This is a genomic window from Caballeronia pedi (genome assembly GCF_001544915.2).
Classification (GTDB): domain Bacteria; phylum Pseudomonadota; class Gammaproteobacteria; order Burkholderiales; family Burkholderiaceae; genus Caballeronia; species Caballeronia pedi.
The window spans coordinates 73,679-85,530 of record NZ_FCOE02000005.1 but is presented as its reverse complement, the minus strand read 5'-3'; the positions used below and the strand labels follow the sequence as shown (position 1 = coordinate 85,530).

Sequence of the window (11,852 nt, the reverse complement as noted above, 5' to 3'; positions counted from 1 at the left end):
GTTCAGTGTGTGTTTAACGCATTGTCTCACCGCTCACTATACGAGTCTCGCGGTGATCCTGCTCATGTTTTGTCTGCGCTGCATTCGCAACTGCTTCGTCATCGTGCGCCGCGTCATTCGCATCCCAGCCGCCGCCCAATGCTTTCACGAGCGCGACCGACACGCTGCGCTGCTGGCCGCGAATCTGTACATCCTGACGTTGGCTCGTCAGCAATTGCTGCTGCGCCGTGATCACGTCCAGATACGCGACGAGGCCGCCCGAATAGCGATCGTTCGCGAGCGACAGCAGGCGTTGCGCATCGTCGACGGCGGCGTGCGACTGTTTCGCCGCGCCATCGAGCACCGACAATCCGACGATGCCGTCCTGAACCTGCTGAAACGCACCGAGCACCGTCTGCCGATAGTTCGCGACGGCCGCGGTATAACCTTCGTTCGCGAAATCGACAGCGGCCGAGCGCCGTCCTCCATCGAACACGACCTGGCTCGCCATCGTGCCGATGGTCCACAACAGACTCGGCGCGGAAATCAGGCTGGAGAGCGCCGTGCTCTCCCAGCCGATAGTGCCATTCAACGTGAGGCTCGGGAAGAACGCCGCCTTCGCGACGCCGATCTGTGCATTGGCCGCGGCCATCGCGCGCTCGGCGGATGAAACATCGGGCCTGCGCTGGAGCACGTCGCTCGGAATGCCGAGCGGGATCGGCGGCAGCGGGCGATCGTCGAGCGCCGGCGCGATGGCGAACTGCGGCGCAGGCGTGCCGACGAGCGCGGCGATCGCGTGTTCGAATTGCGCGCGCTGATTCAACAGCAACTGCGCCTGCACGCGCGTCTGATCGAGCAGCGCCTGTTGCTGCAATACGTCGAGGCCGGAGACCGCGCCCAGATCGTGTTGCGCTTTCACGTAATCGAGCGCTTTGTTCTGCAGAACGACGGAGCGGTTCAGCACGTCGATTTCCGCATCGAGTTCGCGCATCGAGAAGTAGTCGCTCGCGAGATCAGTCGTGAGCACGAGCCGCGCATTGGCGAGATCGTCGCGCGATTCGTCGGCTGATGCGCGCGCGCCTTCCACTTCGCGTCGAATGCGGCCGAACAGATCGACGTCGTAATTGACGGTCGGCGCGAGCTTCAGATCGTTCTGCACCGTCGCGCTGTTCGGCGTCGCGTAGTTGGTGACGGGGCGATTGCGCGAGATGCGCGAGCGTGACGCATTCGCGCCGAGATCGACTTCGGGCAGCGCGAGCGAGGACGTTTGCGCGAGTGTCGCGCGGGCCTGCGCGTAATGCGCGCTCGCGGCGGCAAGCGTCTGGTTCTGCGCGAGCGCCTGGGTTTCGAGGCCGTTCAGCGTTGTGTCGCCGAAGCCTTGCCACCAGTCGAGCGCGAGCGGCGCATGCGACGGCTCGCCGACGCGCCAGTACGAATCCGTCTTCCATGTCGGCGGCGTTTCGGCGACGGGCCGTCGATAGTCCGGCCCGACGGTGCATGCCGCGAGCATCGACACGAGCGTGATGCAAAGCGCGGCTTTCATGATGCGGCCTGGCTGCCCGACGCGGGCTGTTGCGGCCCTTGCGGCGCGATCACGACATGATCGCCGTCCGCGACCGAATCGCTCGGGTTGATGATGATCCTGTCGTTCGGTTCGATGCCGCTCTCGATTTCGAGCGATTGCCCGAGATCCTGCGCGATCACGATCTTGTTCAGATGCACGTGGCCGTTTGCATCGACCACAGCCACACGCGGGCCTTCGGCGCGAAACAGCAGCGTATTGCCGGGCACCAGCATGCGCGCATGCGCGTTCGCGGGCAGCGCGACCTGCACGTACGCGCCGGGACGCAGACGTCCATCGGGATTCGGCAACGTCACTTCGACCTGCAGCGAGCGCGTGGGCACGTCGATGGCGCCGGAGACATGCGTGATCTTGCCGTGAAATTGCTGGCCCGGCAGTTCCGCTTGCGTGACGGTCACATCCTGTCCGACCGTCACGTTTTGCGCATACGCCTGCGGCAGCTGCACGAACACGCGCAACGGATCGGACTGCGCGAGCGCGAACAGCGCGCGGCTCGTGCCGCTGCCCGCATCGATGAGATCGCCGACATCGACATTGCGCTGCGTGACGACGCCCGCGAACGGCGCGACGATGCGCTTGAACGATTCGAGTTGACGCAGGCGTTTCACGTTGGCATCGGCGGCGGCGAGATTCGCGACATCCTGATTGAAGGTGCTCTGACGTTCGTCGAGTTCCTGTTGCGACACGGCATCGCGTTGACGCAATTGCTGCCAGCGTTCGAGCGAACTCTTCGCGAGACCGAGACTCGATGCGGTCTGATCGCGCTGCGCGACGGCTTGCGCGAGTTCCTGATCGATCTCGGGCGTGTCGAGATCGGCGAGCAACTGGCCCTGCTTCACGCGCGTGCCGATATCCACATACCAGTGCAGCAGATAGCCCGTCGCGCGCGCATAGATCGGCGATTCGACGAAGCCGCGCAGTGTGCCCGGCAAGGTCGTTTCGCCGCCGCCGTCGGTGTGCGTCGGCGTGACGACATTCACGTATTGCTGCGCGTTCTGCTGCGTGCGGGTTGCAATCGAGCGGCTATGCAGCATGTCGGTGACGACAGTGCGCGCCGCGCCGATCGCGAGCAGCGCGAGCACGATGACGAGCGCGATCTTCGCGCGCTTCCATTCGACGTTGCGCGGCGGCAGCGCGGGCCCTTCGTTCGGGTCGCGAGCGGGAATCGCAAGCGATGCGTGGTTCTTTTCGGTCATGTTCGTGGACGTGCTGTGATGTCAGTGTTGGCCGCTGGTGTCTTCATGCTGCGCCCGACCCTTGTGGGCAGCGCGGCGCGCGAGACGCGCATGAATGCCCGCAAAGACGAGCGGCACGAAAAAGAGCGTGGAGACCGTGGCGAATAACAACCCGCCGATGACCGCGCGGCCGAGCGGCGCGTTCTGCTCCGCGCCTTCGCCGAGACCGAGCGCCATCGGAATCATGCCGATGATCATCGCGAACGCGGTCATCAGCACGGGCCTGATGCGGCTCGCGCCCGCTTCGAGCGCGGCGGTGAGCGGCGGCATGCCGGCATTCAGGCGCTGCCGCGCGAACGAGACCATCAGGATGCTGTTCGCGGTCGCGACGCCCATCGTCATGATCGCGCCGGTGAGCGCGGGCACGCTCAGGTGCGTGCCGGTGAGAAAGAGCATCCAGACGATGCCCGCGAGCGCGGCGGGCAATGCGCTCACGATGATGAGCGGATCGATCCACGACTGAAAGTTCACGACGATCAGCAGATACACGAGCACGATGGCCATCGCGACGCCTAAGCCGAGTCCGACGAACGACGTGCGCATCGTTTCGACCTGGCCGCGCACGATGATCTGGCTGCCGCGCGGAAGCGCGCGGCGCGCGTCATCGACGAGATGATTCACCTGCCGCGCGACGCCGCCGAGATCGCGTCCTTCGACGCTCACGAAGAGATCGATCACCGGCCGGATGTTGTAGTGCGTGACGACCGCGAACTGCGTCTGCGGCGAGATGCGCACGAGATTGCCGAGCAGTTGCGTGGGGCCGTTGAGCGATGCGGACACTGGCGTGCGCAGCAGTTCGTCGATCGACGAGACCTGGTATTGCGGCGTCTGCACCGCGAGGTTGTATTCGACGCCATTACGCGGATTGAACCAGAATCCCGGCGCGGTTTGCGAGCTGCCGGATAGCGAAACCAATACGTTCTGCGCGACATTGCTCGCGGAAAGATTGAGTTGCTGCAGGCGCGTGCGGTCCATCTGCAAGTCGATGGCCGGTTCATCGAGCTTTTGCTGGATGTGCGTATCGACATTGCCGGGAATCATGCGAATCTGCTTCATCAGCTTGCTGGCGACTTCGAAGTTCGCCTGCGCGTTCTGCCCTTGAATCTGCACGTCGATGGCGGCGGGCAGGCCGAAGTTCAGAATCTGCGTGACGATGTCCGCGGGCTGAAAGAAAAACTCGACGCCGGGAAAGCGGTGCGGCAGCAGCGCGCGCAATTCATCGATATAGGTCTGCGTCGGTGCGTGATCGGGTTTCAGCGCGACCTGTATTTCGCCGTCGAGCGTGCCGATGGTGCCCGCGTTGCTGTACGACAGGTTGATGCCGCTATAAGGAAGGCCGAGGTTATCGAGTATGGTCGCGAGTTCGTCTTGCGGGACGATCTGACGCACGACCTTTTCGACCTGATCCGCGAGGCGCGCGGTTTCCTCGATGCGCGTGCCGGTCGGCGCACGCATGTGCATGCGGATATCGCCCGCATCGACGCTCGGGAAGAAGTCTTCGCCGAGCACGAACACGAGTGCGGTCGAGAGCACACAGAAGCCGAGAAAGAGCGACGCGAATAGACGTCTTCTCACGAGCAGCGTCGAAAGAATGACGATATACGCGCCGCGCATGCGCTCGAAACCGCGATCGAAACGGCGATGCAGCCGCATGAAAAGATTCGGCTTCGTTTTCGCGTTGGGTGCGTGCGCGTGGCCCATCAACAACATCGCGAGCGTCGGAACGAGCGTGCGCGACAGAATGTACGACGCGATCATCGCAAACACGACGGCTTCCGCGAGCGGCACGAACAGGAACTTGGCGACGCCGGTGAGAAAGAACATCGGCACGAACACGATACAGATGCACAGCGTCGAGACGAGCGCGGGCACCGCGATTTCGCCCGCGCCTTCCAGAATCGCATCGTGCAGATTCGTGCCCATGTGCAGATGACGCTCGATGTTCTCGATTGTCACCGTCGCATCGTCGACGAGAATGCCGACGGCCAGCGCGAGACCGCCGAGCGTCATGATGTTGATGGTCTGCCCGAGCGCATGCAGCACGATCAATGACGACAGAATCGAGAGCGGAATCGATATCGCGATGATGCAGGTGCTGCGCCAGTTGCCGAGAAAGAGCAGGATCATCGCGGCGGTGAGCGCGGCGGCAATCAGCGCTTCGCGCACCACGCCCTGCACGGCGGCTTTCACGAACACGGACTGATCGAACAGCGCGCTGATCTTCAGATCCGCCGGCAACGAAGCGCGCGCCTGCGGCAAGAGGTCCTGCAGTGTGTTGACGATGGAAAGCGTCGAGGCGTTGCCGTTTTTCAGCACGGAAATGAGCACGCCGCGATGACCGTCCTGTCGCACGATGTTGGTCTGCGGCGAGAAGCCGTCGCGCACGTGCGCCACTTCGCGCAGGTAAGTGGTCGCGCCGTTGATCGTGCGTACCGGGATGTCGTTCAGACCCGCGACCGTCGCGGGCGAGCCGTTCATGTTGATCGTGTATTCCTTCGGGCCGATCTTCGCGGTGCCGGTCGGCAGGATCAGGTTCTGCGCGTTGACGGCCTGCACGACATCGGTCGGCGTGAGGCCCTTGGCGAGCAGCGCGCGCGTATCGAGATCGACGGAGATGAGGCGCGTCTTGCCGCCATACGGGTAGGGTACCGCCGCGCCGGGAATCGTCACGAGTTGCGGACGCAGGAAGTTGAGCGCGGTGTCGTTCAGATCCTGTTCGGATTGCTTCGGGCTCGACAGGCCGAGCTGGATCACCGGAATGCTCGACGCCGAATAGCTGATGACGAGCGGCGGCGTCGCGCCCGGCGGCATCTGCTTCAACTGCGCCTGCTCGACGGCGACGGTTTGCGCGATGGCGGTCTGGATATTAGCCGTCGGTTGCAGGAAGAGCTTGATGATCGCGATGCCCGGCAGCGACTGCGACTCGATGTGCGCGATGTTGTTCACGGTCGTCGTGAGGCTGCGCTCGTTGACCGACGTGATGCGATTGGCCATGTCCTGAGCGGAAAGGCCGGTGTAATTCCAGATGATGCTGACGACCGGAATATCGATTTCGGGAAGCACGTCCACTGGCGTCGTCAGGAGGACGAAGGGCGTCGCCAGCAGAATCATGATGGCCATCACGATGAACGTATAAGGCCGCTTGAGCGCAACGTTGACTATCCACATTGAGTCGTTCGGAAGATGCTTGAGAAGTGCGCTGCGAGAGAAGCGGGTGCGGCGCGCGAGACGCAATGACGGAACGAGGCGGGCAATTCGCCATCAGTGTCGCTATGGTAGTGGCCGGGTACCAACGACAATATGGCTTGAATATGGCGTGTCTGTCAGATTAGGCGATTTGAAAGCAAGCTTGCGAAAGCACGCGGTCAGGACTACGCGCTTGTGTCATTGAAGTCGGGAATAGCGCGGCTTCAGCGCAAGTAACTCTGTGCGGTGGGTACTTGAAAAGGGACGCGATCTATAAATGATCACGCGACATGCGCAGAGGGGTGAGCGAGACGGCGCGGGATCGTTTGCAGTCGGCGGTAGCCGCGCGTATCTCGATGAAGCGAAAGACCGGTTATTGCGCGTTCTGCGTGGCCGGTTGACCGGAAGCGGACGAGCCATCGGACGAGGAGCCATAGGCGGTCGATGATTGCACCTTCGCTTCTGCAGCCTGGATGTTGTCCGGATAGAACGCATCGCGCTCGGACGGGTTATAGCCGGCTTGTTCGACGCGTTGGAGGTCCGCTTTGACCTGGGCGCGCGTGAGGCCTTCGGATTGTGCAAAGGCGGCCAGCGGGGCTGCGGCGAGTGCGATGACGGCAATGCGTGTGACTAGTTTCATGGCGTACTCCTCAAGCGAGTGAAGGATGAACGCGGCGTGCGGTTGCGCGATGTGCAGGCGTCGGCACGCTTACCACAGCCACCACTGGATTCTATTCGTCGGACCGTGACGAGATGCTGGCGATGAGATGGCGTTATGGTCAGATTGGAGCAACTGCTGAATGAGCCGTGAAAGCTCGTCGACGGGCATCTGTCATCGCGGACAGCCGGTGATAGACTCGCCCGCGTGAGACGGTTTGTAAGCCACTCAAAATCAGGAACAGATAAATTGCCGTTCAAACTGCCGACCACCGCCACCGCGCCTTTTTGTCCATCCGAAGTCAAGGGCTCCGTCGCCGTTGCGCCGGGCGCGCCGTTCTGGAAGAAGCTTTTGCAGTTTGCGGGTCCTGGCTTGCTCATCTCCATCGGCTATATGGACCCGGGCAACTGGGCGACGGACATCGAAGCCGGATCGCGATATGGCTATGGCCTGCTCTTCGTCGTCGTGTTGTCGAGTCTTGCCGCGATGGTGCTGCAATGTCTGTCGATGCGGCTCGGCATCGTGACGGGGAAGGATCTCGCGCAGCTATCGCGCGAGCGTTATGCGAAGCCGGTCGCGAATGTGCAATGGATGCTCGCGGAGTTATCGATCATCGCGTGCGATCTTGCGGAAGTATTGGGCGGCGCGCTTGCGTTTCATTTGCTGTTCGGCGTGTCGCTGATCTGGGGCGTGGTGCTCACCGCGTTCGATACGCTGATCGTGCTCGGCTTGAAAGGCAAGAATTTTCGCGATCTCGAAGCGATCATGCTTGGACTCATCGCGACGATCGGGGTGGGGTATTTCGTCGAGCTCGTGCTCGTGAAGCCTCATTGGCCGTCGGTTGCGGCGGGACTCGTGCCGTCGATTCATGCATTGAGCGATCGCGAACCGCTTTATCTCGCGATCGGGATTCTCGGCGCGACGGTGATGCCGCATAACCTGTATCTGCATTCGTCGATCGTGCAGACGCGGGTCGTGAATCGCGATGCGAAGAGCCTTGCGTCGGCGATCAGTCTTTCGCGGATCGATACGATCGTTTCGCTCGTTCTGGCGCTGTTGATCAATGCGGCGATTCTGATTCTTGCTGCGTCCGCGTTTCATGCGACGGGGCATACGCAAGTCACCGAGATCGAGGATGCCTATAAGCTGCTTGCGCCGATCGTCGGGACGGGATTGGCTGCGATCCTTTTCGCGGTGACGCTGTTTGCGTCAGGCCAAAGCTCGACGTTCACCGGGACCATCGCGGGGCAGGTGATCATGGAAGGCTTTCTGCGGTTGAAGATTCCGTGTTATCAGCGGCGGTTCATTACGCGAGGACTCGCGCTCGTGCCGGCGTTGATCGGGGTGTATGTGTTGGGGAATGGGGCAGTCGGCAAGTTGCTGGTTGCGAGTCAGGTGGTTTTGAGTCTGCAATTGCCGTTCGCGCTCTATCCACTGATTCGGATGACGAATGATCGTGGGTTGATGGGGGTGTTTGCTAACACGCTGTTTATGCGAATCGTCGTTTGGGCGCTCTTTGCGGTGATCAGTGCGGCGAATGTCTGGCTGGTGGTGCAGACGGTTACTGAATGGCTTGGGTGAATGCCGTGGCGCTCGGGTGTTGTCGCTGGATCCCGTATTCGTGTCGGTCTATTGGCATTGCCCCTGTGCGGGGCGGCAGTCACTTTCTTTGCTGCTGCAAAGAAAGTAACCAAAGAAAGCAGCTCGAAACGCCCGCGGTCACACGCAATTTGGCCACTATTCTCGTTGTTCGTGGGCTCAGTAGCGAGTGCCCTCATAGGCCATCTCGGGCGTGGACCGCGCACGGTCTGACAAGCTAGTTGTTTAAGCGTGCTGGTTCAGCACGAAATAGCTTCGGCACAGCGCTGCGCGCTGCCGTTGGGTATGCAAGGGAAACAGACGAGAAAAAGGATGCGCAGATGCACACGCAGACCCGATGTACCGATCGGCCGCGAAGCGGGCCGCATCTATTTGGTGCTGAACCAGCCACGCGTGTGGTGCGAAGCGGCAGACCGTGCGCGGTCCAAGCCCGATGTGGCCTACGAGGGCACTCGCTACTGTTGTGCCAAGACTGATCGCCTGTGCCGCGGCCGGCATGAAGTGCTTTGGATGGGGAAAGCTGCTTTCTTTGCCTACTTTCTTTGCCTACTTTCTTTGCAGCAGCAAAGAAAGTAGGTGCCGCCCCGCACAGGGGCAACGCAAATAGACCGACACGTTGTTGGGATCCGGCGACAAACAAGACCCCCTACTTCACGACAGCAACCGGCACATTAGACCTGGCCGCCACGGCCGCAGGAATAGCACTATCGACAGGCTGCGTCTGATCCACCGTAGTACGCCCGCCATCACGAAAGAACGCCTGCTCGGCGGCTTTATTGAGCACGAGAATACTGATACGCCGATTGGTCGGCTCGTCGACGACATCCTTGTTGAGCGGCAGCACATCAGAAAGCCCCCGCACCTGCAGCACCTTGCTTTCCTTCATCCCGCCGGCAACCAGCGCCCGCCGCGCCGCATTCGCGCGCTCACTCGACAGTTCCCAGTTCGAATATCCGGCCTGATTGCCGGAATAGGGCACGGCATCCGTATGCCCCGCAATGGACACGCGATTGTCGACATCATTCAGCGATGCGCCGATGTTGGTCAGAATCGTCGTCACGTAGCCTTCGAGCTTCGAGCTGCCCGAAGCGAACATCGGCCGCTTGAGCGAATCGACGATCTCGATGCGCAATCCCTCGCTGGTGATCGCGATGCGAATCTGATCCTTGAACGCGCGCAATGCAGGCATCTGCTCGATGAGCGCCATCAGCTTCTGTTTGAGCTGCTGCAACTTCTGCAGATCATCCATCGCCACCGCCGCGCGCGCGATCGATTGCGGTACCGGCTGCGTCTGACTCTTGTTGCCTTCCCCCGGACGCGTGCTCGACAAATCCTTGCCGCCGCCCGTGATGACACTGGTATGCGCCGACGCGCCGCCATCGTTGCCGAACAACGCGGAGAGCGGCGTGTTGAAGTACTGCTCGATGCCTTCCTTGTCGTACTTCGACGTCGACCCGAGCAGCCACATCAGCAGAAAGAACGCCATCATCGCGGTGACGAAGTCGGCGTACGCGATCTTCCATGCGCCGCCGTGATGACCGTGTCCGTGCGCCTTCTTCTTGCGCTTCACGACGACGGTAGGCGCAAGCACCGACTGCAGCGGATCGCGTGATGGTTTCTCAGCCATGATGTCTATGTCGTGAAGTTACGAAGCCGCCTTCGGCATCTTGGTCGCGCGCACCGCGTCGTCGAGTTCCTTGAAGCTCGGACGATCGGCCGTGAAGAGCACCTTGCGGCCGAACTCGACGGCCACCGTCGGCGCATAGCCGTTCATCGACGCGAGCAGCACCGACTTCACGCACTGGAACGGTTTCGCTTCAGCGACACCCTTGGCGTTGAGCAGATCGGCGAGCGGGCCGATAAAGCCATACGCCAGCAGAATGCCGAGGAACGTGCCGACCAGCGCGCCCGCGATCATCTCGCCGAGCACCGCGGGCGCGGCGCCGACCGAGCCCATCGTGTGCACCACGCCCATCACCGCCGCGACGATACCGAACGCCGGCAGGCCATCGGCCATCTTCTGGATCGCGTTCGCGGCCACCGAGCTTTCGGCATGATGCGTCTCCAGCTCTTCATCCATCAGATCCTGCATTTCGAGCGCGTTGACGTTGCCCGCCGACATCATGCGCAGATAATCGACGATGAAATCGAGCAGATGATGATCGGCCATCACGTGCTCGTACTTCTGAAAGAGCGGGCTGGATTCGGGCGCGTCGACATCGGCTTCGAGCGCCATCATTCCTTCCTTGCGCGCCTTCTGCAGCAGCTCATAGAGCAGCGCGATCAGCGCGACATACTTTTCCTTCGTATAGCCGCCGCCCTTGAAGGCCTTCGGTACGGATTGCAGGGTTTTCTTCAGCGTGGCGGTCGGATTCGACACGACGAACGCGCCGATCGCCGCACCGAAAATACACAGCAGCTCGAACGGCTGCACGAGGGCGGCAAGGTGACCGCCGACGCCGATGAAGCTTCCGATCACCGAGCCGATGACCAAGACCCATCCGATGATGACAAACATGATTTCTCCGCCAATGGTCCGGGCGTCGCGGGCCGTGCGTGCTCGGGATTGAGTCGCGCACGGCTCGCGACGCATTGTTCGCTTGTTGTGTGGCTTATCGGCTTTTAATGCCCGGACATTAGGGTGACGCGCGCAACTTTTTCTGCGCAAATGTTTGCGCAGTAAATCTTACGGTCGTTCGTCGGTCCAGTCGGTTACGTCGCAGGTAATGGATTGCGCGCGTGCGCTTCGTCTAACATCGCTGGCATGAACTCGACCCTTGCGTACACCATCGCTCAATCCACCGTCGGCACGCTTCTGCGCGATTGGCGCCAGCGCCGACGCATGAGCCAGCTCGATCTCGCGGGCATCGCGGATGTTTCCACGCGCCATCTGAGCTTCGTCGAATCGGGCCGCTCGCTGCCGAGCCGCGAGATGCTGATGCGCCTCGCCGAGCAACTCGACGTGCCGCTGCGCGAGCGCAATACGCTGCTCGTCGCGGCGGGTTATGCGCCGCTGTATCGCGAGCGTGGGCTTGCCGATCCACAACTCGCGGCGGCGCGGCGTGCGGTCGACCTGGTGTTGAAGGGCCACGAGCCGTATCCCGCGCTCGCGGTCGATCGTCACTGGACGATGATCGCGGCCAACGCGGCTTTCGCGCCGCTCGTCGCATCGGCGGATGCGGAACTGCTTGCGCCGCCGGTGAACGTGCTGCGCCTGTCGATGCATCCGCGGGGCCTCGCGAACGCCATCGATAACTGGCACGAGTGGCGCGCGCATCTGCTCGCGCGGCTGCGTCGCCAGATCGAGGTTTCGGGCGATGCGACGCTCGTCGCGCTGCTCGCGGAACTCGACGCGTATCCCGCGCCTGCTCACGCCGGGCAGGCGTCGCGCGCGGAAACCGATCCGGTCGTCGTGCCTCTGCGCATGCGCACGCAACACGGCCTGCTGTCGTTCTTCAGCACGACGACGGTTTTCGGCACGCCCGTCGATATCACGTTGTCCGAACTCGCGATCGAAGCATTTTTTCCCGCCGACGACGCCACTGCCGCGATCCTTCGCCAGCTCGACGATGCGAGACATTGAGCTTGCGTCGCTGCCCGCATGCTTACAGAA

At 62.0% G+C, this 11,852-nt stretch carries 8 protein-coding genes; 2 read left to right on the top strand and 6 right to left on the bottom strand.

All coding sequences use genetic code 11. The features are described from left to right. Positions 1 to 13: 13 nt before the first annotated feature. The 4 genes from AWB80_RS09550 to AWB80_RS09535 form a co-directional block, all read right to left on the bottom strand. Positions 14 to 1,522 carry an efflux transporter outer membrane subunit gene (locus AWB80_RS09550; RefSeq protein WP_244206455.1) on the bottom strand — a complete coding sequence of 503 codons (1,509 nt, stop codon included), beginning with the start codon at positions 1,520 to 1,522 and terminating at the stop codon, positions 14 to 16. Further along, entirely contained in the window at positions 1,519 to 2,757 is a 1,239-nt protein-coding gene (locus AWB80_RS09545) for an efflux RND transporter periplasmic adaptor subunit (protein ID WP_061174410.1), read from the bottom strand. Before AWB80_RS09545 ends, AWB80_RS09550 begins: the two co-directional genes overlap by 4 nt. A 21-nt stretch (positions 2,758 to 2,778) precedes the next feature. After that, positions 2,779 to 5,964: an efflux RND transporter permease subunit gene (locus AWB80_RS09540; protein ID WP_061174409.1), complete on the bottom strand. Its 3,186-nt coding sequence runs from the start codon at positions 5,962 to 5,964 to the stop codon at positions 2,779 to 2,781. A gap of 391 nt (positions 5,965 to 6,355) precedes the next feature. After that, positions 6,356 to 6,622 carry a DUF4148 domain-containing protein gene (locus AWB80_RS09535; protein WP_061174408.1) on the bottom strand — a complete coding sequence of 89 codons (267 nt, stop codon included), beginning with the start codon at positions 6,620 to 6,622 and terminating at the stop codon, positions 6,356 to 6,358. Positions 6,623 to 6,889: 267 nt separating this feature from the next. Here AWB80_RS09535 and AWB80_RS09530 point away from each other — a divergent pair, with 267 nt between their 5' ends. Next, positions 6,890 to 8,221, top strand: a complete 1,332-nt coding sequence (locus AWB80_RS09530) for an Nramp family divalent metal transporter (protein WP_061174407.1) — start codon at positions 6,890 to 6,892, stop codon at positions 8,219 to 8,221. A gap of 664 nt (positions 8,222 to 8,885) precedes the next feature. On the opposite strand, the gene motB is transcribed toward AWB80_RS09530, so the two are convergent. After that, positions 8,886 to 9,866 carry a flagellar motor protein MotB gene (gene motB, locus AWB80_RS09520; protein ID WP_061174406.1) on the bottom strand — a complete coding sequence of 327 codons (981 nt, stop codon included), beginning with the start codon at positions 9,864 to 9,866 and terminating at the stop codon, positions 8,886 to 8,888. 18 nt (positions 9,867 to 9,884) lie between these two features. Beyond that, entirely contained in the window at positions 9,885 to 10,757 is an 873-nt protein-coding gene (motA, locus tag AWB80_RS09515) for a flagellar motor stator protein MotA (RefSeq protein ID WP_061174405.1), read from the bottom strand. A gap of 246 nt (positions 10,758 to 11,003) precedes the next feature. Here motA and AWB80_RS09510 point away from each other — a divergent pair, with 246 nt between their 5' ends. Further along, on the top strand, positions 11,004 to 11,822 hold the full coding sequence (locus tag AWB80_RS09510; RefSeq protein WP_061174404.1) for a helix-turn-helix domain-containing protein: 819 nt from the start codon (positions 11,004 to 11,006) through the stop codon (positions 11,820 to 11,822). Positions 11,823 to 11,852 lie beyond the last annotated feature (30 nt).

Coding starts and splice junctions, on each gene's coding strand:
- AWB80_RS09545 (WP_061174410.1), bottom strand. CDS start 2,757: ATGACCGAAAAGAACCACGCATCGCTTGCGATTCCCGCTCGCGACCCG.
- AWB80_RS09535 (WP_061174408.1), bottom strand. CDS start 6,622: ATGAAACTAGTCACACGCATTGCCGTCATCGCACTCGCCGCAGCCCCG.
- AWB80_RS09540 (WP_061174409.1), bottom strand. CDS start 5,964: ATGTGGATAGTCAACGTTGCGCTCAAGCGGCCTTATACGTTCATCGTG.
- motB (WP_061174406.1), bottom strand. CDS start 9,866: ATGGCTGAGAAACCATCACGCGATCCGCTGCAGTCGGTGCTTGCGCCT.
- motA (WP_061174405.1), bottom strand. CDS start 10,757: ATGTTTGTCATCATCGGATGGGTCTTGGTCATCGGCTCGGTGATCGGA.
- AWB80_RS09510 (WP_061174404.1), top strand. CDS start 11,004: ATGAACTCGACCCTTGCGTACACCATCGCTCAATCCACCGTCGGCACG.
- AWB80_RS09550 (WP_244206455.1), bottom strand. CDS start 1,522: ATGAAAGCCGCGCTTTGCATCACGCTCGTGTCGATGCTCGCGGCATGC.